This window comes from Staphylococcus nepalensis, from assembly GCF_002442935.1.
Lineage (GTDB): Bacteria > Bacillota > Bacilli > Staphylococcales > Staphylococcaceae > Staphylococcus > Staphylococcus nepalensis.
Map to the genome: position 1 here is coordinate 2519927 of NZ_CP017466.1, position 23423 is coordinate 2543349.

The window sequence follows — 23423 nt, forward strand, 5'->3', positions numbered from 1 at the left end:
TTCTTTGTAGTTTTACTCATTTAATAATTGTTCTACAGATTCTCTGACTTGTGGGACAGAAAGCCCTACAATGACTTGCACATTTTTGCCACTTTTAACCAAACCATGTGCGCCCCCGACTGTTTTAAAGAAGTCATCTTCTTTTATTTCATTTGGGTTTGCGACAGTTACTCTTAATCTTGTAGCACAATTAGTAACATCAACGATGTTTTCTCTACCACCTAAACCTTCTATATAAATCGCAGCTTTATCATCGTATTCACTACCTTTTTTATTATTACTATCTTTCTTTTTATTAGATTGGTAATCTTTTTTTGTATATAATTTTGTATCTTTATTATCTTCCTTTTCTCGCCCAGGCATAGGTATATCCAATTTCAATATAATAAACCTAAATAAATAGTAGTAGATAAAAATAAATATGATACCGATTATAAATTGAGCTACATAAGTCCCCCAATGAGAACCAAATAGAGGAATCCAATTGGTAGCTGCTATTTCAATCAACCCGCCACCTAAGTTACCAACTAGCCCAAAAGCGTGCATAATTGTTACCATTGTTGCACCGAGAACAGCGTGTATTAAGAATAAAAACGGTGCTATAAAAATAAATGTAAATTCAAGCGGTTCAGTGATGCCCGCAAAAACGGCTGTTAACGTCGCAGCTAGTAATAAAGCACCAACTTCTTTCTTTTTATCAGCTTTAGCAGTTGAATATATCGCAAGCGCAATACCAATCGAACCAAACATTTTAATGTTACCTTGTAATAAAAATCCTCCCCCTGGGAAAATTTCTTTTAATGACTTATTTGTCTGTGAATATTCATTTAAATGGGAGATCCAAAACGATTTAATACCTCCATCAACAACTGCTGGTCCATATTCAAATGGTGTATATATAAAATGATGTAAACCTGTAGGTATTAAAATTCTCTCTAAAAAGTGGAATAACCACACCCCTACATAACTTGATGAAGCTAAAAATGTTTGCAATGAAGCTATCCACCCTTGAACGATTGGCCATCCCCAACTCGTCAACAACGCCATCGGAATCATACAGAAAAATGAAATCATAATCACGAAAGGAGAGCCTTGAAAAATACCTAATGATTCAGGTAATTTTTTATCATAATATCTATTATGTAACCATATTGCTATACCTGATATAATGAGCGCTCCAATAATATTAGTATCAAGTGTTTTTATACCTACTAACTCCGTTATACCAGTACCCTCTCCTATATTGCCTTTAAAATCAACACCAAAAGCAGGGCCCCAAGTAGTTAAAATACTATTAATAAAATAATTAAACATTAAGTACGTAACTACAGAAGACATAACGGCGTGACCAGCTGATTTTTTAGCCAATGAAATAGGTAAACCTATTACAAAAATAAGTTCTATATTTTGAAAAAGTGTCCAGCCACCATTTTCAATTAAAGTCCATATTTGATACCATAAACTATCAGGATTTGCTATCCCCCCCATAATAGCCTCATTTTTAAATAATGTAGCTATCCCAACAATGATACCGAAAAATGGAAAGAGAAGCACTGGTACAATCATAGCACCTCCAAATCTTCGAATTGCGTTTCCAAAATTTCCTCCGAATTTCATATAATCACCCTTTTTCAAAACGCTTATTGAAAGCGTTTTCTTAAATGAATGATATATCTTAAATCATGTTATTTCAATGCTATAGCAAGATTTAGATACGCTATATCTACAAAAGAAATCATTTCCATTTAAAGGTAAATTTTCCTGGAAATATAGCGCTATTTCTTTCATCATCATAAAAAATCAAAAAAACAGCGCTTAAATCTTATAATTTAAGCACTGTCCCACGGTAAGCTACATTTTTTTCTATTTCTTTAATGATTTGTTCTATTGATTTGATGGTCCATCATCTTTGTATAAGTAATATTTTCACTAAAATGTCAGGCTCTATGGATGACCAGCCATGATTAAGGCAATACTTAACTTTGACAAGTTCATAAGGAAAATTTAAATCTAATCGTTTCATCTATTTTAGGTGATAAGTGAATTCAGATATAGAAATCATTTCATATTGGTTTTTTATCAATTGCTTTATTCAACATTATAAATGTCATCGATATTCATTTTCATATCTCATAATATTTTGGTTTAATATTGTCAGTTTTTTATGTGGCACTACGCGTACAGTACTAGTCAAAGACTACAAAATGAGGCATTGCCATAGAAAACGTGTATAAAAAACTGCCAACAAAGTCGGAGACTTTCTCGACAGCCTGAACAGCACTTGAATCTTACAATTTAAGTACTGTCTCATTATTTACTATTCTATTGTCCGTGATAAATATTAAATTCTAAAGGTTTTACTTCATTTTCTAACCATTCTTTATAAATAGACTGTTTGTCAACGCCGTTATTAACGATTGTGATACCGCAATCACCGCCGCCTGCGCCAGATGTTTTAGCAGCACCACCATATTTTTCAGCTACAGAACACAATACTTTCAAATGTGAAGTTTCTATATCTATCGTCGCTTCTTTATCCATAGACTGAATAATTTCACGGTTGATACGAATCATCTGTTGCACACCTTTAATGTGATTCGTTTTAAATGCATGTATTAATTTTTCCACACAAGCGTGAGAACGTTCTAAAAATTTCCCATAAAAAGTAGGATCTGATTTTAAACGCTTTACTTCACTAACTAAATGATGTGATGAAGCAGGCGATCCTGTCCACCCTATTAACACTTGCATATTTTCTGGTGGTTGCAAGGGTTCGATGTGCAATCCAGGCCAGTTTTTATTCAATACTTCATTGACTGAAGTATCTTCAATTTGTTGAGAAACCCATTCATGATCAAACGTACTATAAGCAAGCCAACCTGTGTATACACTTACGGCAATGTCCCCACATGAACTTAAACTTTGTAGTTTCATATTGGCGATAACTGCGAGTTTATAAATATAAAGGTTCGATAAATGCGTTTCATAAAACTCATTTAAAGCTTTTACAACTGACACAAGCACTGCTGCACTCGATCCTAAACCATATTTATGGCCGTTAGCGTCATCTAAATTACTGTCTATAGTTAAGTTAAAATGTTTTAAATTGATACGGCTGCTGCTAACAAATTGTTCAAAAACTTCTATAGCTGTGATGACATATTTCAACTGTTTAGCTGCATGTAAATCAGATACTACAATCTTATCTTCTTCTCTTTGAAAAGTGACCGGTTCATGATGTAAAGTTTTAGAATGTATCGTGCCCTCTGCCGCATTAGAATCTTCAATTGTAGCTGTTACAAATCGATTTACAGCAATCAAAACAGATTTATATCCAGGTTCTGTAACGGCGTATTCACCTGCAATATAGAGTTTACCTGGAGCTTTTACTCGAATCATGTTATCTCTTCCTTACTCAATAATTTCAACGTTTGTGCGTGTAATGTCACTCGCGATAATTTGATGATCCTCAAACGATTTCTGTAGTGCATCGACCACTGCTTGTTGATTTTTCTTCTCTACTAAAATTTTAACATTAGGCCCTGCATCCATCGTAAAATAGCATGGATAACCAGCTTCACGACATTGGTGCACGATGTCCATTACTAAGTAACTGTCTTCAACCATATATGTAAATGGTGGTTGTGCACCTAAATTTGTAGCATGCATTCTTAAACCATTTGCTTCAATAACCTCACCTAAATATTTAAAATCCTTGTCTTTAATCGCATGCTTAACTGACGCTATATCCTCATCTACGTGGTCTAACCAATATTGGTAAAAACGAGAAGTATCACGTGTATGTGACATACCGGCACGACTGGATACTTTTTTAGTTTTATTATTTATCACTACAAAAATCATTGCTAACTCATCTTCCCAATGGTCTGCATCAATAGGAAAACTGTATGATGTTGCATCATCATAACCTTTTTCCCATTCTACAAAACCACCATAAATACTCCTAGAAGCCGATCCTGAACCCCTTCTAGCAAGTCTAGATAGTTCTTTACCCGTTAATTTAAGATTTAAAGCTTCATTACAAGCTGCTGCTAACGCGGCATAAGCACTTGCTGATGATGCTAATCCTGCAGCTGTTGGTACGAAATTGTCACTTTCAATATATGCATACATAGACGTACCTACTATATTTCTAACAACATCCATAAATCGACGTATTTTAGCCGCTTCCGAATCATCTACTGTCTGCCCATTTAAAACAAGCACATCTCTGATATATTCTTCAGAAAATGTCACTTTAGTTTCTGTATAAAAACGATCTAATGTTACCGACAAACTATTATTCATCGGAATAATATACGCTTCATCAGCTTTGCCCCAATATTTAATCAATGCAATATTTGTATGTGCACGTGCTTTGCCACTACTAACCAACGTTCCTAACCTCCTAAATATTCAATCCATGTATGATGCGCGCCTAAGCTTTGCACGCTTTGAGCAATTTTTTCAGCTACGTCTATAGTCGAAGCAAGGACAATCATACTACCGCCTCTGCCTCCACCAGTTAACTTACCAGCGATAGCACCCTGTGCTTTGCTTATCGTTAACAACTGCTCAATTTTTTCATGACTTACTGTGAGCGTGCGTAAATTCTCTTGGCACAAATCAAACACAGAAGCGAGTTGTTCAAAGTTATGATGCTCTATAGAGTCACGTGCTTCATGGACCAGTTTACCGATATGTTCTACATAGCTAAGGTATGAACTATCTGCTTTGCATAAATGATGTACGTCTTCTACTGCTTGTTTTGTCGATCCTCGTATACCAGTGTCTATGACAACCATATAACCATTTAAATCTAATGGTTTTAACGTTGTGACTACGCCATTTTGAAACCAAACGGGCTTATTAGATACAATCGTTTGTGTATCTATGCCACTTGGTTTACCGTGCGCAATGCGCTCTGCCCAATTCGCTTCTTCAATCAACATTTCATCCGATAAGGGTTTGTTTAAATAATCAAAGCTCGCACGTACAAATGCTACAGCCATTGCAGCACTAGAACCTAATCCCCTTGATGGCGGTAAGTTTGTATCAATTGAAACTTTTATTGGTGTTTGAATATGATATTCATTTATAAATCGTGTTATCACTGATTTTAAGTGTTCAGGTGCATAAGTTAATTCACCATCATAAACTTCACTTTTAATATAAGAAGATTCATTAACATTTAAGGATTCTATTAAAGCTCTTACTCTTCCAGTAGTAAATGGAATCGCAATTGCAGGCTCTCCAAACGTCACCGCGTGTTCTCCTATTAAAATCACCTTACCATTTGCTTCCCCATAACCTTGTTGTGCCATATTTTCAATCACCTTTAGTATTTTCTTTAAATTTAAATAGTATATGCCTTACACTGCGATTGCCTTTTATTAATTACTTTTTATTGATAGCCATATAACATTTCCCAGGAAATGCTCCACTTAATCGCATTTTCGCTATAGTGTTCATATCTTCTCATTTTTAATCAAGAAAAAATTACGTGCATCTTATTTACACAACTTAATCAAATTTCACACAAATCAAACTATATTATCTCATAATTTTCATATATTAACATACGACTCGAGTCATAGTTTTAATTTTTTTACTCAAATTGGGTAAAATAAGTTATAAATAGTTAATACCTGCTACTAATTGTAATCAATACTTATCTAGTATAAAACGCTCTGGCTTATTATTCAAAAACTTCACTTTATCTTCCCCAATTTATTTTCAATTTTTTTACGTATACTTTCACTATATTACTTATTTCATTACTATAATTCAACAAATATAACAATCTCTTTAATTATTTAACGTATTAAAAAAGCCAGAAACGATACATTTAATGTTGTATCATTTCTAGCCTTCATTTTAACTAGTCCATTTTTTGATTAACTTTAGCATTTCGTTCAATCATTTTTTCAAAATATCCTTCATAACGTTCCCACTCATCATTAGTAATATCGTCCATTGTTAAATTGGCACCTAAATCTTTAAGCGCGTATAATAATTGGAACATAACATCTTGAACTGTTAGCTGTTTATCTAATAGTTGCTCTAACGATGCCATACATTGAGGATTAATATTTGGATATTCAAATTTTGTTTGTTCACCTTTTAAAGCTCGCTCATAAAAAGCTTTCATTAAAGCAGCGCGTTCACTGCCATCTCCTTCAACACAAAGGTATACTTGAACAGCAATACCTCCACGCACACGTCTTTGTGAAATCCCCGCAAATTTTTGCCCATTAATACTCAAGTCGAATTTTCCTGGGCAATAAGATTGTTCAATCTCATAAGTCTCAATTTCAACATTTTCATCTTCAAACATTTTGGCTACTAATAAATACATAACTGAAAATGCTTCATCAATCGTAATGTCATGTTTGCCTTTAAAAATAAGAGAAATATTGAGTACGCCTTGGTCCAATACTACGCCAAGACCACCTGAGTTTCTCACAATTGCATTATAACCTCGTTCTTCTGTCAAATAGCGAATGCCATCTTGTAAATACGGTAACCTAGAATCATGTATACCTAAAATAATAGTATGTTGATGTATCCAAGTACGTACAATGCTACTTGACAAATCTTTACCAACACTTTCCGATAACGTATCATCAAAAGCAAATGATTGCATTGGCGCTAAACCAGAAGAATGATCAACATAACGCCAGGTGGTACTGTTAAAATATTTGCTAGCTAAATCCATTATTGTAAAGCTTGTGCAGCAGTGATGATTGATAAATTATACACGTCTTCAGTTGAACAACCACGTGATAAATCATTCACTGGTGAATTAAGACCTTGTAATACAGGGCCTACCGCATCATAACCACCTAGACGTTGTGCAATTTTATAGCCAATGTTGCCAGCCTCTAAACTTGGGAAGATAAATACGTTAGCATCTCCTTGAATTTTTGTATCTGGCGCTTTTTTCTTAGCTACTTCTGGTACAATTGCAGCATCAAATTGGAATTCCCCATCAACAATAACATCTTCAAGTTGATCAGCTTCAACTTTCTCTTGAGCCAATTTTACAGCGTTTGAAACTTTTTCAACATCGTCAGATTTCGCAGAACCTTTCGTTGAAAAACTTAACATTGCTACACGAGGTGACATACCGAAACTTTGGGCAGATTTTGCGCTTTCTACTGCAATTTCAGCTAAATCTTGCGCTTCTAATGTAGGGTTGATTGCACAATCACCAAAGATGTATTGTGCTTCGTCTTTAATCATAAAGAAAATACCTGATGTTTTGGATACGCCTGGTTTTGTTTTAATGATTTGTAGTGCAGGACGTACCGTATCACCAGTTGAATGTGCAGCACCACTAACAAGACCTTCAGCTTTGCCTGTATACACAAGCATTGTGCCGAAATAATTGACATTTTTTAACATTTCTTGAGCTTGTTCTTCAGTCGCTTTACCTTTACGGCGTTCAACAAAAGCTGTAACTAACTCTTGTTTTAATTCGCTTGTTTGGGGGTTAATAATCTCTAGGTTTGAAATATCTAAACCGTTATCTTCAGCTAATGCATTAATATTTGCTTCATTACCCAATAGTACTGGTGTGACATAATCAGTACTTTGTAATTGTGTCGCCGCTGTTAATACACGTTCATCTTCTCCCTCAGGTAAAACGATTTTCACATTTTTTCCTGACAGTTTTTCTTGTAATACATCTAATAAAGACATAGGGGCCTCCTCTAATTTTTAATACTTTTATTTTTCCAATACTATTATACGTCATTTTTTTATATAATTCCATGTCACCAATTTGTAATCATTTACTTATGTTTTACAGTTACCTTTATGATAGAATTTTTAGTGGAGATATAGAAATTTTTCATAAAGGAGCGATTCAATATGCCACAAGCACCAGAAACTTTAGATGGTTGGTATAGTTTACATTTATTATATGCTATCGATTGGGCTAGTTTACGTTTAGTTCCAGAAGAAGAACGACAAACGTTAGTTGAAGAGTTACAAGCCTTTTTAGATAAACATGAAGAAGCACGTACGAATCATGCAGGAGATCATGCGTTTTATAATATTACTGGTCAAAAAGCAGATATTCTTTTATGGGCTTTACGTCCTGAACTAAAAGATCTTAATGCTTTTGAAAATGAATTTAATAAATTGAAAATCACTGACTTTTTAATCCCAACGTATTCATACGTTTCTATTATTGAATTAGGTAATTATTTAGCTGGTAAATCTGATGAAGATCCATACGAAAATCCTCACATTAAACCGAGATTGTTCCCAGAATTACCACAAACTGAGTATATTTGTTTCTATCCTATGGATAAACGTCGTAACGAAACATATAACTGGTATATGCTACCATTAGAAGAACGTCAAGCGCTAATGTATAACCATGGTAAAATTGGTCGCCAATATGCTGGTAAAATCAAACAATTTATCACAGGTTCTATGGGGTTTGATGATTTTGAATGGGGTGTTACGCTATTTGCTGATGACCCACTTCAATTCAAAAAAATTGTTTCTGAAATGAGATTTGATGAAACAACAGCACGTTATGGTGACTTTGGTAGTTTCTACGTAGGTACCATCATAACTAAGCATAGTCTACCGACGCTTTTTGAGGTGTAAGATAGAGATAATTGCAGATTAAGTGAAGCATCGGTCAGAACCCTAACTTTTTCTACATTTGTATATTAATCCATTCATAAAAGATTCAGAGGCATTTTACGTGCCACTGAATCTTTTTTTATACTTTTCTTTCATTTCCCAATTCTCTTCTTCTTGGTTGGCATACTCCGACATGCATAACTCTCTCTAACCCCCTACTTCGTAGGAAGAAAACAACTAAAAGGCACACTTGAAGTTAAACAAGTGTGCCTGTCTGAATGTAGTGTGTTTGGGAGAACTTTAATCACTACTTAATTTAAGGGTTAACTGCTAAATATTGTCGCTACTCAATATTTTTTGTAACAGTCAACTAATACTATTTTAACCTATTTGAAACATTTGAAACATAATTGAATTGCTAAAATTGTGTAAAATTCAATTTTTTAAAATTTAAGCAGTGTTTTTTTACCAACATATCAACTGAATAAAGTGTTACAATAAACCATATTAACTTACTAACTTATAGTGCTATGACATAGAATATACGCATAGTTTAGTTAAATAAAGTATAATTGGTGATTAAATGACAATAAATAATAATCAATACTCGGAAAGTTATGATGAAAGAATGGCAAAAGATGTCATTATCTTAGCCGGAAGAATTTTGCTTGAATCTGGCGCAGAAGGCTCCCGCGTTGAAGATACAATGACACGCATTGCCTTTACTTTAGGTTACACGGAAAGCAATAGTTTCGTTACCAATACGGTTATTAACTTTATGTTACATAACGAATCTTATCCAAGAATATATAGGATTAGAACAAGAGACACCAATCTCCATCGTATATCAAGAACCAATCGTGTTTCGAGACAACTTTCTGATGGTGCCTTATCAGTTGAAGACGCGTTCCAAGAGTTACAAAAAATTTATAATGAACAAAGTATTAAACATGATTTATTTTTCAAATTTATTGCAGCTGCTATTATCTCTATTAGCTTTCTATATTTACAAGGAGGCTACTTAATCGATATATTTACAGCGCTCATTGCAGGAGCCTTTGGTTATCTTGTCGTAGAAATTCTAAGCAGACACTTACATGCCAAATTCATCCCAGAATTTATGGGTGCGCTCGTCATCGGTACAGTGGCAGTGCTTGGAAGTTCTATCATACAAGGTGGCTCTATTTCAGCGATTATTATTTCATCAGTCATGCCGATTGTACCTGGTGTTTTAATCACTAATGCTATTCAAGATTTATTTAGTGGCCATATGTTAATGTTTACAACGAAATCATTAGAAGCATTGGTAACAGCTTTTGGTATTGGCGCTGGTGTAGGTACAGTACTTATTATTTCTTAGGAGCAATGTCTATGTTTTGGATTTTAAATTTAATATTTAGTTATACCGCTTCATTATTCTTCGGTATTATATTTGATGTTCCAAAATATTTATATAATGCTGTTGGAATTGTTGGTGCATGTGGCTGGATGGTCTATACGTTAGTTTATGATGGTTTTCAACTTCATACCATTTATTCAAGTTTCTTCGGAAGCCTAGCATTGGGCTTATTGAGTCATGTGATGGCTCGCTTAAAAAAAGAACCAGTTATTTTATTTATGGTGCCTGGCATTATACCATTGGTTCCCGGAGGATCAGCCTTTGATGCGACCAAAAATCTTATTTTATTAGAATTTAGTAAAGCGATTAATACTATGTTAGAAGTAACGCTTATTGCAGGGGCAATTGCTTTAGGTTTGTTATTCGCCGATCAAATTTCTAAACTGATTGTTTCTGGTACAAAATTCAGTAAAAAACATATATAATTATCAAATTAATAAACATCTGAGCGTCAATTTAAGAGGCACAGATGTTTATTAATTCGATGTATTATATTTCCATTTTAAAAAACTAGCAAAAATAAAGCGCACCATTAATGCAATGGTTGATACTAAGAGACCTGTATGATAACCAATTATCGCTTGTTCCGATTGCATTGAAATACGATTGGTCACTGTAGCTACAACTGTTGCAACGAAGGCTGTACCGAATCCAGACCCTATGTTTTCAATCATATTTATACTCACACCTGCTGTTGGTAACTACTTACTTTTCAAATCATAATAAGTACTTGTCGTTAACGTTAGCGTCGCCTCTCCGACCGCTCATCCTCTTACGAACAATATTAATCCAAGTCAAATTATCGACGTATCACCATTAATAAATATAAACGGAATCGAAACTAATAATGAAAGTAGCGAAGCAACCATTACTACTAATTTTGCCCCGAATTGATCTGTAAAACATCCAATGAGCGGGCGTGTAACTAACATATATATTAACTTAGAATGGCTCCTTATTTATTAAAACAAATACATCATCAATATAGTATAATTCCAAATATTAATCCCAATATGACAACTCCCCATGAAGGGCATTTATAATACATAAGTAAGATGAATAACACACTTGCTAACGCAAAGTCTAATTCTGTATTAATTGTCGATTTCCAAATCGGATTGTAAAAAGCTGCAATTAATATACCGACTACACCAGCGCTAATCCCTTTTAAAAACGCGTTTACATAGACATTGGATTTGATACTATCCCAAAAAGGTAATACGCCATATAACAATAAAAATGCTGGTAAAAAAATAGCAAATGTCGCTAATACCCCCCCTACTATGCCTTCTATTGAAGTGCCAATATAAGTAGCAAATGTAAATAATGGACCCGGAACACCTTGTGCTGCCGCATAACCAGTTATAAATTGTTCAGAAGAAATAAGGTTTTGTGGTACAAACTCACTTTCTAACAATGGTAAAACGACATGTCCGCCCCCAAAAACCAATGCGCCAGAACGAAAGAAACTATCCATCATTTGAACCCATACATTAGTGGTTATAGAACTTAAAATAGGTAAAGTAATAAGTAACGAAAAAAACAATAAAAGTGATATCACACCTATGCTTTTAGGAACCAAAAACAGCTTATCTCTTTTCCCTACATTACTGTCATCTTTACTTTTTAAGAAAAATGCGCCGTATAATCCTGTGAAAATCAACGCAATAACTTGAATGTATACACTATGGATGAGCAACGTAAGCAGTAAGACAAATAATGCTAACGTGATGGTTGTTTTAGTATTCGTTAATTTCTTCCCCATGCCAATAATAGCTTGAGCCACAATAGCGACAGCAACCAATTTCAAACCTTGAATCCATGAAAAAGTAGTTTGACTATTTGTAAAAACAAGCACAAATACCATTAACATAACTGCAGATGGGAGCGTAAACCCTATAAAAGAGATAAAACCGCCAATCATACCCCCTCTAATCGTCCCTATACCTATACCAACTTGACTGCTAGCTGGCCCCGGCAAAAACTGACATAACACGACTAGCTCAGAGTATTCTTGTTCATTTAACCATTGCTTCTTTTTAACATATTCATCATAAAAATATCCTAGATGGGCTGTTGGCCCACCAAAAGATATGAAACCAAGTTTAAAAGCCACAATAAAAATCTTGAAATAGTTAGACATTTTAAGTCTCCTTAAACTTCATTTATCAGCTCATTTAGTTTTTGCTTTGTTTCAGTTAAAAAAGTTTCTCCACTAACAGTAATAGTATAGTACTTTCGCTGTTTACCATTAATAGTTCTATGCTCGCTTTTCAACAAATCTTCTTCTTCCATTGTATGAAAAATTGGGTATAGAGTGCCTGGGCTCATATGATAACCATGCGCTTCTAATTCATTAATCATCCAAGAACCATAGATAGGAGCTTCTTTAGCATGATGCAATATATGAATATAGATAAAACCTAAAAATACTTTTCGTTTAATTTTACGTTCCAATTAATTACCCCTTTCATTAAAATCGGAATTCGATATCTGTTTTCGATTTTATATTATCTCTACTTTTTCGTCAATTTTAAACTCACAATAAAAAAAGCGCCTTTCCATATTCGTATATCTTGCGAATATGGAAAGACGCTACTTTATTTTATATCATTTTAAAAATATTATCTTTAATAAGATATATGTTTCTTTCATAATTTACTTTTTAAGTTTGTCTAACTTTTTGATTCACTTGTTTTATTTTCATTAATAAGATCTACTACTTCATCTTCTGAACGGTTTAAGATAAGTTTACTTAATTTATCATTATCCATTTGTTTTAATTTTGGATAACGAACAATGAAAAAGATTAATCCTATAATTAACCAACTGAACAACGCGATATATGATGGCATTGATAAACCAGCTGGTGAACTTGGAATGAGTAGCAATAATAAGAAAATAAATGACACAAACGTACCTAAGATTGCTAATGTTTTATATACTGGCCCGTAAGTATTGCTTGTTTTATCATAACTAAATAATCGTGCGGCTGATAGACAAGTGATAAAGTATGCAATCGATACACCAGTAGATGACATATCAACAATCCATGTTAAAGCTGTGCGGCCTAACCACGGCGCTATTAATGTAATTGCAACTAAGAAAATAATAGCGACATAAGGTGTTTTATATTTACTGTGTAATTTACTAAATACTGACGGCATAATACCAGAACGTCCCATTGAGAACAATAGACGACTTGAACTCATTAAAAATCCATTTAATCCAGTGAAAATACCCATAATAATAGCAATCGATAAAATTGCTAGACCTATATAGCCAAATGCGCCACTTGTTACAGCGCCTGTTAACCACAGTTGGCCATTCAAACCATTCGCTGAGCTACTTAACCATCCTGTATACAGAATCATGAGTACATATGTGATTGCTGCGGCTAACAAACTATATACGATTAATTTAAATGTTTTGTTTGGAGAAAAATCAAATTCTTCTGCAGTTTGTGGGATATTATCAAATCCTACATAAGCCCATGGCGCTACAGCGACAATCATAATAATAGATGTCATCCACCCTTTTTCTTTATTCGCTAATGGTTGTAAATTTTCTAAAGAGAAGTTACTACCAAAGAAAGAACCGAAAAATAATATTAAGACTGTAATCACCAATGCTACACAGAAATAAAATTGTAGTGATCCTGAGATACTTGTACCTTTAATTGCAATAAACATAAATATAACTAATAATAATGATGCAATTAATATTTCCGTGATATAGACATCCCATCCTGCAATGGTATACAGTTTACCTGTTTCTAAAATATCAGGTAATAAGAATTTAATTAATAAACTAAATGCAGTTGCGTTTAAAGCTACTACACATATATAACCAAAAGTTAAAAACCATGATGAGAAAAAACTAACATATCTACCAAAACCTAAAAAGCTAAATGCGAAAGCGCCCCCTGAAACTGGAAAACGTTCAACGAGTGCTCCATAACTGACCGCAATTAAAATCATTAGTAAGGCGCCAATAACGATACCAATAGCAGCGGGAATAGGGCCAGATTGACCAATCCAATCACCAGGTAAAATAAATGCGCCCCAACCAATACATGAGCCATAAGCAATTGCCCATACAAATTTCTCAGATAAGTTTTGTTTTAAATCTCCTCTATCTACTTTCCTATCATTTTTTCCCATAAATAAAATTCACCTCATGGATTGTATTATACCCCTAAGATGAATTCTATAACAATTATAAATTTATATTTTAAATGTACCTATAACTAACATCAACCAACCTACGATAAATAAAACGCCGCCAATTGGTGTAATTGCGCCAAGTATACGAATTTGCGTTAGCGCTAAAATATAAAGTGAACCACTAAAAAATACAATACCTAAAAATAAAAGCCAACCTGCCCAATTTACATTGATTGATGTTGTACCGCTAATAACGCCGATCAATAATAAACCAAGACCATGATACATTTGATAAGTTGTTGCCTTTTCCCATACAGATAAATATTTGTCTGAAAGTTTCCCTTCCAAACCGTGCGCCCCAAAAGCACCAGTACCAACTGCCATTAAAGCATTTAAAGCACCTAAAATAATGAATATTTTCATCAAAATGGACCCTTCCTTCCTTTACTAAAAATCAAAAATTGAATCACCATTACCAATTTCATCATCGGTGACTAACTTATTGGTATTTAATGAATGCTTATTATGTGTATTTTGAGCTGAGGATTGAGACACCTTTCCTCCCATCGCTTTTATTTCTTCAGGGGAAATATCTTGTTTTTTGCCAGACGCATGTTGCGTTACATTTCGTGCTGATTGAAATGATGAAGACAGCGAATACGTGTTGTCTCTATAGTGTTGCTTACTATTTGAACTAGTCACTAACGACGTTAGTGTGTGTATCGCATAAATATGCTTTTCAAATTCTGCGTCGTTCTTAGCTTCATCTGCTTGAACTAATTCTTGTTCAATAAGTTGAACAATTTTATCTTTTTCCATTTATTTATGACCCGCTTTCACACCAATTTACTGGTTCAATACCATTTTTTTGTAAATATGAATTTGCTAAAGAGTATGGCTTTGAACCAAAGAAACCACGATATGCAGACAACGGACTCGGATGTGGTGATTTAATGATATGATGCTTAGAGGTGTCAATGAGTTTAACTTTTTGTTGAGCTGGCTTTCCCCATAAAATAAACACAACATTTTTCAAATTTTCCGAAACCATTTTAATGACTTCGTCCGTAAAAATTTCCCACCCGATATTTCTATGAGAATGAGCTTGTCCTTGTCGTACAGTTAAAACCGTATTTAATAATAAAACGCCTTCTCTAGCCCAATCTTGTAAATGTGGCGATTTACGAACACATCCTATATCGTCTTCAAGTTCTTTATACATATTTCTCAATGATGGTGGAAATTTAGCGTTGGGCTGTACAGAAAACGCTAAACCGTGTGCTTGGTTAGGCCCGTGATAAGGGTCTTGACCTAAAATAACAATTTTCACTTTTTCAAAAGGCGTAAGATCAAATGCTTGATATATATTTTCTCTATCCGGATATACTGTTTCTGTAGTATATTCATTTTCTAAAAAATGATGCATTTCGCTAAAATCATGTTCCGTAGTTATTTTTTGAAAAACATCAGACCATTCCATATAACACTTCACCTCGATTAATATAGTAACATAAAGCACTACTTTCTCGCTTGCGGGATTAGTAGTGCTTATGCATGAGCTTCTGCTCAGGCCTTCCTTTAAACACATTCTGTAAGCAAGTACAGTAAAATTTATGCATCATTTGTAAGAAACTATACTTAATTACTTCCTATTTTAATATGCAAATAGAATGTATGCAAAATAATGTAATAACTTACCCATAATGTTAATCCCAATACATTACAAACGTCGTTATTTAGAATAGTCGACAAACGTGATATGATATGATTAAAAGAAATTTTAGGAGTGAAAATTCATGGCATTGAAAAAAACATTAACCGTTGCAGGTTCAGACACAAGTGCTGGCGCAGGTATGCAAGCAGACTTAAAAACGTTCCAAGAGTTAGGAACTTACGGTATTGTTGCCTTAACATCTATTGTCACAATGGACAAAGAATCTTGGTCTCATGATGTTACACCGATACTGTTTGACGTATTTGAAAAACAATTAGAAACAGCAATTTCAATTGGTCCAGATGCTGTGAAAACAGGGATGCTAGGAACACAAGAAATAATCAAACGCGCAGGAGAAGCATATGTAGAATCAGGCGCTAATTACTTTGTAGTCGACCCAGTTATGGTATGTAAAGGCGAAAACGAAGTCTTAAATCCGGGGAATACTGATGCTATGATTGAATATTTATTGCCAAAAGCGACAGTGGTGACACCAAATTTATTTGAAGCGGGCCAACTAGCAAATTTAGGTACACTAAAATCAATTGAAGATATGAAGAAAGCTGCTGAAATTATTCATAACCAAGGTGCTAATCATGTAATCATTAAAGGCGGCAAAGCGTTAGATCAAGCCAAATCTTATGATTTATATTATGATGGTGAACATTTTTATCAATTAACTACGGATATGTTCCAACAAAGTTATAATCACGGCGCTGGTTGTACATTTGCTGCTGCCACTACAGCGTATTTAGCAAATGGTAAATCTCCAAAAGAAGCGGTCATTGCTGCTAAAGCATTTGTTGCTTCTGCAATTAAAAACGGATGGAAAATGAATGATTTCGTCGGACCAGTAGATCACGGCGCTTATAACCGTATTGAACATATAGACGTTGAAGTCACTGAAGTATAAGTTCTCACGATAAGTAAAAAAAGCTGAAGCATGGTTATAACTAACGATGCTTCAGCTTTTTTTATTGCTTCTTTCATCATACAGATTCAATCACAAATTTGTGAGAAGTGAGACTTTATATTTTTATTGTTCTCATTTACTGTCTACATCATCTTCATAGCTGAGACATTATGGATATTCCTGTCCCTAGTCAAATCGTAATTATTTATACTCGTTTGTAATGTAGATAAATAATTTTTTTCTCATATTTAATTAATATATTCAAATGTTTCAGTCTCAAAACGAATCAGACTAATGTCTGATTTGAATTTGATACTACAGGCCCATGTTATTTTTTAGTATTTCTATTATTATAATAAGTGTAGAGAGACAAGGAGGTATGACATCATGATTATCTACAAACAGTCTTTTGAAAATGGTAACCCTATATATGAAATTATCACCAAGACTTTTAAAACGATTTCTGTTAAATGCGATGAAAATTTCAGCAAAAATGAATTATATAACTTACTCTCTCTACTTGAAGGTGATATCGATAACTTAGCATTAGGTTATTAATCACATTTCAATACATCGATGATTAAACAGAAATAGAAGCGCAAGCCCAAGACTAAAATTCAGAAGAAACAGAACAATGAACTCCCCTTTAGAAATATGAATCATGTATATGTAACTGTCCCATTATATATATATGAAGTAACACATCCCTTATAAACACTCACCCAGAAGCGGCACATAGTTAGGCAAAGATTGTCCCCTTTGCTTGCTTGGAGAGCAAACTCGAAGCTACCCTAACTATTGTGCCGCTTCACTTATACGTATAAAACTTTAAATTCTTCACATACCATTATTTCAGATTCATCAAAATTCAAACCTAATGACTGATAATAAGGTTCAAAAAATGCAATATGCGCTTTTTTCCAATAATTTAAGGATTTATCTCCCTCCCCTTCGAGATATGCATGACGTTCAGAAACTTCATTAAATGGCACTTGGTATATATGTGTAATTTCTATAATACATTGAGGTTCCCCAGCCTTATTTAGCACAATACTCACTTCTCCTACTTGAGGTAGTTTTTCGTTTTCAACTCTATATGAGCTATATCCACTTGTTGTAGCAGTTTTTTCATCTTTTCTAACTAACGTTGCTAATTTATCTTCATCTACGCCAAACGACCATGCTTCATATGTTTTATTTTGATATTCTGGAAATAATTCAATAAATCCTTCCCAATATTGTTCTATAGTCATGTTTTCTTCCCCTTTTATTATGTATGATTAATAATTTATTTAAAAATAACATAACAAAAAGTAGGACAAAAACCTAATTTTTAATGTAGACTTTTGTCCCTTTTATTCAAAATATAAAAAAAATGATACGAACTATTTTATATCCACCCAAACATTTTTAATAACAAAAAGTGAGACATTTAATTTATTATGCCTCACTTTTTTCTTTCATTTATATCAGTTTATTTATGTTTATCGTTTGCCCACCACAATGCTTCATTAGGGTGATTAGTGTAATAGTCGTGCGCTTCATCACTTTGTACATTGGGATAAGAGCCTTTCAGCGATTTACCAGCTGTACTGACATGTAACAACGAAATGACAATAACGCCCACTACACTCATTGCTGCTAAGTAATAAGCTGGCGAAAGCGGGTCTCCTGTTTTTGCAACTAGTGAAGATGCTATTAACGGTGTGGTGCCACCAAACAGTGAAACTGACACATTAAATGTTACTGCTAACGTTCTATACCTAATATGTGTGTAGAACATAGTTGGTAATGAACCCGGCATCGTTCCTTCATACGTAGATAAGAAAAAGCCTAAAATGAATATACCTAACACAATTAAGATTAATGAACTTGATTGAAACAGTGAAAATGCCACAGTGCTGAAAATAGCTGTACCAATTAATCCAATCAAGAAAACTTTTTTCTCTCCAATTCGATCTGCAACCCTACCAAATGTTAAAGCTAATGGTATCATAAACGCCATAACAAGCGTTATAAGCACAGACACTGTTGTACTATCTAATTTAATAATCTGTTGTAAATAAGATGGCATATACGAAGTTACCATGTAATTCGTACAATTAAAGAATGCAACAGCTACGAAACACACAATAATATCTTTGTAATAATACCGTACAATGGTGAAGAGTCCAATATTATCACGCTTAGGTTGTGTTGCAATTTCATTTTCATATACAGGTGACTCTTCTAATTTTCTTCTTAAATAAAAACCAAATATACCTAAAAACAGTCCTAAAATAAATGGAATTCTCCAACCCCATGTTGTCATTTGTTCATCATTTAAAAAGAAAAATAGCAAGCCGCTTAAAACTGAAGCAGCGATATAACCAGATAGTGTACCGATTTCTAATCCTGAGCCAAGTGTATTTCTTGTTTTATCTGGTGAAGATTCTGCAACGTATACCATGGCACCTGCATACTCTCCGCCCGTAGAAAAACCTTGAAGTACCCTACCTAATAAAAGCAAAATGGGAGCCCAAACACCTATTTGATCATAAGTGGGTAATAAACCAATCAGCAATGTAGAAAATGCCATCATAATAATGGTTGTTGTCAAGACGACTTTCCTGCCAAATTTATCACCAATCATACCAAATATAATACCGCCTACAGGCCTTAATAAAAAAGCAATTGCAAATGTGGCAAATGTGAATATCGTTTTAAGTTGATCATTTTCGACTGAACTAAAAAAGTTTTGTCCTAAGATAACTGCTAAATAGGAATAAAGTCCAAAATCGAACCATTCCATAGCATTACCTATGCCAGTCGCAAAAACAGTTTTTTTAGCGGTCCTGGGATTTACTTTGTTTATATTACGTTCATCGAAATCCTTTTCATAATCCATGACTATGTCACTCCCTTAACATGTTAACTTATTATACTTAGTTAAGTGAGTATGTCAAATTGATTCATAGTTTTTTATTTTCAATTTTTAATTTTTATACAAAAATCGGAAACATCTTTTAAAATAATAAAATTTATTTTATCCTTAAATTTTTTATCATTTTCTATAATTAATAAACAGCACCTAATTCATTCTTCAAAACAATAATCTTAACTTTATCGTTTTGATTTTTTATAACTAATTTGTTTTTATTTTCAAAGTCAAACTTAATAAATTCATATACCTCAACTACTTCAACATAATTCACTTTATAGGATGCCCAGTTGAGTTTGTTGTGCACCAATGCAATCTGAACAATCATTTGGCCGGGCGCAATATACTGATGTATAGGATTTACATCGTTAACAAGAGATAAATATGTCTCTATTTGTTTTGGTAATATCTCTATCATTTTATACCCTCTCCAAAAATGTTTGTTTAATATATATACATTTCACTCTATTTTTATTTATTTTCATTTCAAAAACATATTTGACAAATTGTCTTACCCTTTTCTGCTCAATCAATGATAATTGAACATCGTAAGTCATCTCAGTTTTCAAGGCATGTAAATATTCTATTTCTGTTGATTTCAATAACAGATTACGTGCAATAAATGGTTGGAACAATTCAAATTCAGGCCACAAACTTGCGCAATATAATGGCGATATGAAGGTTTCTAACTTTTGCTCAAATAATTGATTATAAGCAACGACGTCGCCTTTATGAAATACCATTTGTTTGTCTTCATGACCATCTTTCAAATAATGTTGCATTGCCCATACCTCCTCCAATGCCCATTGTAGCTATTGTTCTATATTTATGTTGCATATAAAATAACCTAGCAACAAGTGCAGCGCCACTTGCACCATAAGGGTGCCCAGTTGCAATCGCACCACCATAGATGTTTAACTTTTCATCTGAAATGTGCAATGCCTTTTGGCTCGCTAATACTTGGGAGGCAAATGCTTCATTCAATTCAACTGCATCAATATCTTTTACAGAAAATGCTTGTTTGGCTAACAAATTTTTTACAGCAGGCACGGGTCCTATGCCCAATACATTTGGGTCTACTCCGGTGCTTACATGATCAACAAATGCTAAACCAGTATGTAATCCGTATGATTCAGCCACTGATTTTTCCATTACCAACAATAATACGGCGCCGTCGTTTTTCATACAACAATTACCAGCAGTGATAGTTCCATTTACTAATAATGGCTTTAAACGACTTAAGACGCGTTGATTTAACTGTGGTTTAATACTCTCATCATATTGAAATATGCCCCCCTTTATCTTAAATGGTAGTATTTCTTGGGGAATAAGGTTTTGATTATATGCTTCAATCGTTTTTTGATGACTTTGCCACGCAAAGGTATCTTGTTCAATTCGAGATATATCGTATTGTTCAGCTACATTTTCGGCCGCTTGTATCATAGAAGGATCTTGGGATTCTGGTGCGAATGGTGCTCTTTCGTAAAATTCCGGCAGATGTGTATCATAGAGAGATTGAGGGCGTTTGATTTTCCAAGGTGCTCTACTTGTACTTTCTACACCGCCCGCAATATATACTGTGCCAGCCCCTGCTTGAACCATTCTGCAAGCTTGATTCACTGCTTCTAACCCTGAACCACATTGGCGATCAATTGTCATACCTGTTATTTGGTGCTTGAGTCCTGCTTCCAATAATGCTTTCCGAGCTATATTACCACCGTTTCCTACCACATTTCCTAATATAACATCATCGACATTGTCCATAATGCTGGTATAGTGTGTATTAAAATAGCTAAATAATGGTTTCAATAACCCTTCTGGCTCTATATGTCTCATTTTACCACCATATTTTCCAAATGCAGTACGTTTGGCTGCAACGATAACTGCTTCTTTCATTTACAATTCTCCCTTTAAATAATATTGTTTCATATGACTACGCGCAATTTTACCACTTTGCGTATACAACATGCGTTTAACTTTAAATATTTTAGAAGGAATTTGATATCGAGCTAAACGTTGCATCATTAATGATTTAAAGTACTTATAGGTCACTTCTTCATCCCCTGTATACAGTAATACAGCAATTTCTCCAAATTTTGAATGTGTTTCATTTATGACGATTACTTCATCAAATATATGTAATTGTTGTGCACTGTTTTCAATTTCAGAAGGATAAACATTGCGTCCACCAATAATCATACGGTCATGTTTTCTACCCCGTAAGTATAAATAGCCATTGTTATCATAAAAAGCGAAGTCACCTGTTTCAATCCAAGTATAGTAACATATCCCTTCTTCAACATAACCACTAAAAGCCAATTCACTTTGTATCTTTAATACACCTATGCCTAATTCATCGGGTTGATCAACATTCATTTTTACACTTTGGAATAATTTTCCAACTGATTCTGATGGTGCGCTATTATTAAAGTTATAACTTATAAAACTAGCTTCTGATGTCCCAAAGAATTCTATTAAATCACTATTAGGAAAAAATGTGTTAACCCGTTGACGATGATATAATGTCAGTTTATCTCCCGTACTCAAAATATAATGATTTCCTTTTATACATATTTGAGTTGAAAGACAAGCTTGTATCATCGTCGGAACTAGAAAACAAGCTATATTGTCTAGTCTCCCTTGTATATTTTTCATTATATTTTCAGCGTCAAAATATTGTTGCCCAATAAAAGCTCTTCCTGTATATAAAGCGTAAATACAAGCATATAATGATAACGAGTGTGATAAAGGCCCAGGTGCAATGATGGTACCAATTGCCCTTTCGAATAATTGCTCATTTTCAATAAATGACTTAACCCAAGATTTTTCTCCTCTATAATAGGCTTTTGGTATCCCAGTCGTTCCAGATGTAAAACCAATATGCAATAAGTCTTCATTAAAGTCCAATTTATCATTGTTGACTTTAGTATGTATTAAGTGATGGTCTTCATACATCAAATAAGGGATTCCATATTTTTCTACTAAATTATTAATCTGTTCTTTCGTCCATCGATAATCAAAAACACACGGGACACAATCCCTTTTTAATAATGCTAAATATAAGGAAATTGTGGTTTGGGGGTTTTGAATAACCAATCCAACAAAGCTATGTTTGGGTATAGACCAAAATAATGTGCTTTTTATTTTCATGTCATTTTCTAATTCAGCATAAGTCATATGTTGTGCATTAAATGTCAGTGCTATGTGATGTGGTTGAGTTCTAGCTTGATTTTCCACTTTTTCTAAAATCTCCAACGTTATGACAACTCCCTTTGTTAACTTTTATACAAAATATATTAACATTTAATATATAAGATGCTATAACAAAAACACTTGGGTTTTAAATGACAAGTTTATCCCAAAAATTTAAAAGTTTCTCAAACTTTTTATCATTTATACCTTAAAAGTTTAAAAATAGATAGAAAATGGGTAATAATCCCATTTTTTTCAAATAAAGAGAACAAATGAAATACCAATAAAAACAAGATAATTTGCTAAAGGTACGTTGTGGTCCAATATGAACTATTGCCTTATTTATATGCTTTATTGATAAATGCTCTTTTATTTGAATTAGCTCATACAAAATAGGTAAGTTTCAGTCGTTTTATCTACTGAATTTAGCATACATGTTCATTCTGTATAACAATTTTTTATCATTTTTGTTAAGAAAACTGCCTATTCATATAACAATGTAGTATCTAGGTTTG

Annotated in this window: 24 protein-coding genes; 5 read left to right on the forward strand and 19 right to left on the reverse strand. The window is 33.7% G+C overall.

The window, feature by feature from the left end; genetic code table 11:
* Positions 1-12: 12 nt before the first annotated feature.
* The 6 genes from BJG89_RS12100 to pta all read right to left on the reverse strand — a co-directional run bounded on the left by BJG89_RS12100 (position 13) and on the right by pta (position 7704).
* The gene (locus BJG89_RS12100; protein WP_096810839.1) at positions 13-1617 is read right to left on the reverse strand and encodes an alpha-glucoside-specific PTS transporter subunit IIBC; all 1605 of its coding nucleotides are present in this window, start codon (positions 1615-1617) and stop codon (positions 13-15) included.
* A 705-nt stretch (positions 1618-2322) separates the two neighbouring features.
* A complete protein-coding gene (locus tag BJG89_RS12105) occupies positions 2323-3399 on the reverse strand; it encodes a phosphomevalonate kinase (RefSeq protein WP_096810840.1) in 1077 nt (358 codons plus the stop codon).
* 12 nt (positions 3400-3411) lie between these two features.
* Positions 3412-4395 (reverse strand): diphosphomevalonate decarboxylase, encoded by a 984-nt coding sequence (gene mvaD, locus BJG89_RS12110; protein ID WP_096810841.1) that lies wholly within the window; start codon positions 4393-4395, stop codon positions 3412-3414.
* Positions 4396-4400: 5 nt separating this feature from the next.
* The gene (gene mvk, locus BJG89_RS12115) at positions 4401-5324 is read right to left on the reverse strand and encodes a mevalonate kinase (RefSeq protein ID WP_096810842.1); all 924 of its coding nucleotides are present in this window, start codon (positions 5322-5324) and stop codon (positions 4401-4403) included.
* A gap of 557 nt (positions 5325-5881) precedes the next feature.
* A complete protein-coding gene (locus tag BJG89_RS12120) occupies positions 5882-6718 on the reverse strand; it encodes a lipoate--protein ligase family protein (RefSeq protein ID WP_096810843.1) in 837 nt (278 codons plus the stop codon).
* Positions 6718-7704: a phosphate acetyltransferase gene (gene pta / locus BJG89_RS12125; protein WP_096810844.1), complete on the reverse strand. Its 987-nt coding sequence runs from the start codon at positions 7702-7704 to the stop codon at positions 6718-6720. The genes BJG89_RS12120 and pta overlap by 1 nt, the downstream gene beginning before the upstream one ends.
* 171 nt (positions 7705-7875) lie before the next feature.
* Between pta and hemQ the strand changes: the two genes are divergently transcribed.
* From hemQ to BJG89_RS12140, 3 genes are all read left to right on the forward strand, one after another.
* Positions 7876-8625: a hydrogen peroxide-dependent heme synthase gene (gene hemQ / locus BJG89_RS12130; protein ID WP_096810845.1), complete on the forward strand. Its 750-nt coding sequence runs from the start codon at positions 7876-7878 to the stop codon at positions 8623-8625.
* A 562-nt stretch (positions 8626-9187) separates the two neighbouring features.
* Entirely contained in the window at positions 9188-9964 is a 777-nt protein-coding gene (locus BJG89_RS12135; RefSeq protein WP_096810846.1) for a threonine/serine exporter family protein, read from the forward strand.
* Positions 9965-9975: 11 nt separating this feature from the next.
* Positions 9976-10428, forward strand: a complete 453-nt coding sequence (locus BJG89_RS12140; protein WP_096810847.1) for a threonine/serine exporter family protein — start codon at positions 9976-9978, stop codon at positions 10426-10428.
* Positions 10429-10479: 51 nt separating this feature from the next.
* Here the strand turns inward: BJG89_RS12140 and BJG89_RS12145 are convergent, their stop codons facing one another.
* The 7 genes from BJG89_RS12145 to BJG89_RS12175 all read right to left on the reverse strand — a co-directional run bounded on the left by BJG89_RS12145 (position 10480) and on the right by BJG89_RS12175 (position 15649).
* Positions 10480-10677: a hypothetical protein gene (locus BJG89_RS12145; protein WP_096810848.1), complete on the reverse strand. Its 198-nt coding sequence runs from the start codon at positions 10675-10677 to the stop codon at positions 10480-10482.
* Between the two features lie 305 nt (positions 10678-10982).
* Positions 10983-12146 (reverse strand): chromate efflux transporter, encoded by a 1164-nt coding sequence (gene chrA, locus BJG89_RS12150; protein ID WP_096810849.1) that lies wholly within the window; start codon positions 12144-12146, stop codon positions 10983-10985.
* Positions 12147-12157: 11 nt separating this feature from the next.
* Positions 12158-12460: a PadR family transcriptional regulator gene (locus tag BJG89_RS12155; protein ID WP_096810850.1), complete on the reverse strand. Its 303-nt coding sequence runs from the start codon at positions 12458-12460 to the stop codon at positions 12158-12160.
* 218 nt (positions 12461-12678) lie between these two features.
* On the reverse strand, positions 12679-14166 hold the full coding sequence (locus BJG89_RS12160) for an APC family permease (RefSeq protein ID WP_096810851.1): 1488 nt from the start codon (positions 14164-14166) through the stop codon (positions 12679-12681).
* Positions 14167-14229: 63 nt separating this feature from the next.
* Positions 14230-14592 carry a DUF423 domain-containing protein gene (locus tag BJG89_RS12165; RefSeq protein ID WP_096810852.1) on the reverse strand — a complete coding sequence of 121 codons (363 nt, stop codon included), beginning with the start codon at positions 14590-14592 and terminating at the stop codon, positions 14230-14232.
* 24 nt (positions 14593-14616) lie between these two features.
* Positions 14617-14988, reverse strand: a complete 372-nt coding sequence (locus tag BJG89_RS12170) for a DUF5327 family protein (protein WP_096810853.1) — start codon at positions 14986-14988, stop codon at positions 14617-14619.
* 4 nt (positions 14989-14992) lie between these two features.
* Positions 14993-15649, reverse strand: coding sequence for a uracil-DNA glycosylase (locus BJG89_RS12175; protein WP_096810854.1), 657 nt, complete (start codon positions 15647-15649; stop codon positions 14993-14995).
* A 316-nt stretch (positions 15650-15965) separates the two neighbouring features.
* On the opposite strand from BJG89_RS12175, the gene thiD reads away from it, so the two are divergent.
* Complete coding sequence (thiD, locus tag BJG89_RS12180) at positions 15966-16796, forward strand: bifunctional hydroxymethylpyrimidine kinase/phosphomethylpyrimidine kinase (RefSeq protein WP_096810855.1); 831 nt, start codon at positions 15966-15968, stop codon at positions 16794-16796.
* A gap of 387 nt (positions 16797-17183) precedes the next feature.
* Positions 17184-17354 carry a C1q-binding complement inhibitor VraX gene (vraX, locus tag BJG89_RS14630; RefSeq protein ID WP_096810856.1) on the forward strand — a complete coding sequence of 57 codons (171 nt, stop codon included), beginning with the start codon at positions 17184-17186 and terminating at the stop codon, positions 17352-17354.
* A 254-nt stretch (positions 17355-17608) separates the two neighbouring features.
* On the opposite strand, the gene BJG89_RS12190 is transcribed toward vraX, so the two are convergent.
* The 6 genes from BJG89_RS12190 to BJG89_RS12215 form a co-directional block, all read right to left on the reverse strand.
* Positions 17609-18049, reverse strand: coding sequence for an ASCH domain-containing protein (locus tag BJG89_RS12190; RefSeq protein ID WP_096810857.1), 441 nt, complete (start codon positions 18047-18049; stop codon positions 17609-17611).
* Between the two features lie 221 nt (positions 18050-18270).
* The gene (locus BJG89_RS12195) at positions 18271-19683 is read right to left on the reverse strand and encodes an MFS transporter (RefSeq protein WP_096810858.1); all 1413 of its coding nucleotides are present in this window, start codon (positions 19681-19683) and stop codon (positions 18271-18273) included.
* A 169-nt stretch (positions 19684-19852) separates the two neighbouring features.
* Complete coding sequence (locus BJG89_RS12200; protein WP_096810859.1) at positions 19853-20134, reverse strand: hypothetical protein; 282 nt, start codon at positions 20132-20134, stop codon at positions 19853-19855.
* A 1-nt stretch (position 20135) separates the two neighbouring features.
* The gene (locus tag BJG89_RS12205) at positions 20136-20498 is read right to left on the reverse strand and encodes a hypothetical protein (protein ID WP_096810860.1); all 363 of its coding nucleotides are present in this window, start codon (positions 20496-20498) and stop codon (positions 20136-20138) included.
* Positions 20470-21612, reverse strand: coding sequence for a thiolase family protein (locus tag BJG89_RS12210; protein WP_096810861.1), 1143 nt, complete (start codon positions 21610-21612; stop codon positions 20470-20472). Before BJG89_RS12210 ends, BJG89_RS12205 begins: the two co-directional genes overlap by 29 nt.
* Positions 21613-22971, reverse strand: a complete 1359-nt coding sequence (locus tag BJG89_RS12215) for an AMP-binding protein (RefSeq protein WP_096810862.1) — start codon at positions 22969-22971, stop codon at positions 21613-21615.
* Positions 22972-23423 lie beyond the last annotated feature (452 nt).

Excerpts from the sequence above, each read along its gene's own strand:
- BJG89_RS12100 (WP_096810839.1), bottom strand. The coding sequence starts at position 1,617 with ATGAAATTCGGAGGAAATTTTGGAAACGCAATTCGAAGATTTGGAGGT.
- BJG89_RS12105 (WP_096810840.1), bottom strand. The coding sequence starts at position 3,399 with ATGATTCGAGTAAAAGCTCCAGGTAAACTCTATATTGCAGGTGAATAC.
- mvk (WP_096810842.1), bottom strand. The coding sequence starts at position 5,324 with ATGGCACAACAAGGTTATGGGGAAGCAAATGGTAAGGTGATTTTAATA.
- BJG89_RS12120 (WP_096810843.1), bottom strand. The coding sequence starts at position 6,718 with ATGGATTTAGCTAGCAAATATTTTAACAGTACCACCTGGCGTTATGTT.
- pta (WP_096810844.1), bottom strand. The coding sequence starts at position 7,704 with ATGTCTTTATTAGATGTATTACAAGAAAAACTGTCAGGAAAAAATGTG.
- hemQ (WP_096810845.1), top strand. The coding sequence starts at position 7,876 with ATGCCACAAGCACCAGAAACTTTAGATGGTTGGTATAGTTTACATTTA.
- BJG89_RS12135 (WP_096810846.1), top strand. The coding sequence starts at position 9,188 with ATGACAATAAATAATAATCAATACTCGGAAAGTTATGATGAAAGAATG.
- BJG89_RS12140 (WP_096810847.1), top strand. The coding sequence starts at position 9,976 with ATGTTTTGGATTTTAAATTTAATATTTAGTTATACCGCTTCATTATTC.
- BJG89_RS12145 (WP_096810848.1), bottom strand. The coding sequence starts at position 10,677 with ATGATTGAAAACATAGGGTCTGGATTCGGTACAGCCTTCGTTGCAACA.
- chrA (WP_096810849.1), bottom strand. The coding sequence starts at position 12,146 with ATGTCTAACTATTTCAAGATTTTTATTGTGGCTTTTAAACTTGGTTTC.
- BJG89_RS12160 (WP_096810851.1), bottom strand. The coding sequence starts at position 14,166 with ATGGGAAAAAATGATAGGAAAGTAGATAGAGGAGATTTAAAACAAAAC.
- BJG89_RS12165 (WP_096810852.1), bottom strand. The coding sequence starts at position 14,592 with ATGAAAATATTCATTATTTTAGGTGCTTTAAATGCTTTAATGGCAGTT.
- BJG89_RS12170 (WP_096810853.1), bottom strand. The coding sequence starts at position 14,988 with ATGGAAAAAGATAAAATTGTTCAACTTATTGAACAAGAATTAGTTCAA.
- BJG89_RS12175 (WP_096810854.1), bottom strand. The coding sequence starts at position 15,649 with ATGGAATGGTCTGATGTTTTTCAAAAAATAACTACGGAACATGATTTT.
- thiD (WP_096810855.1), top strand. The coding sequence starts at position 15,966 with ATGGCATTGAAAAAAACATTAACCGTTGCAGGTTCAGACACAAGTGCT.
- vraX (WP_096810856.1), top strand. The coding sequence starts at position 17,184 with ATGATTATCTACAAACAGTCTTTTGAAAATGGTAACCCTATATATGAA.
- BJG89_RS12190 (WP_096810857.1), bottom strand. The coding sequence starts at position 18,049 with ATGACTATAGAACAATATTGGGAAGGATTTATTGAATTATTTCCAGAA.
- BJG89_RS12195 (WP_096810858.1), bottom strand. The coding sequence starts at position 19,683 with ATGGATTATGAAAAGGATTTCGATGAACGTAATATAAACAAAGTAAAT.
- BJG89_RS12200 (WP_096810859.1), bottom strand. The coding sequence starts at position 20,134 with ATGATAGAGATATTACCAAAACAAATAGAGACATATTTATCTCTTGTT.
- BJG89_RS12205 (WP_096810860.1), bottom strand. The coding sequence starts at position 20,498 with ATGCAACATTATTTGAAAGATGGTCATGAAGACAAACAAATGGTATTT.
- BJG89_RS12210 (WP_096810861.1), bottom strand. The coding sequence starts at position 21,612 with ATGAAAGAAGCAGTTATCGTTGCAGCCAAACGTACTGCATTTGGAAAA.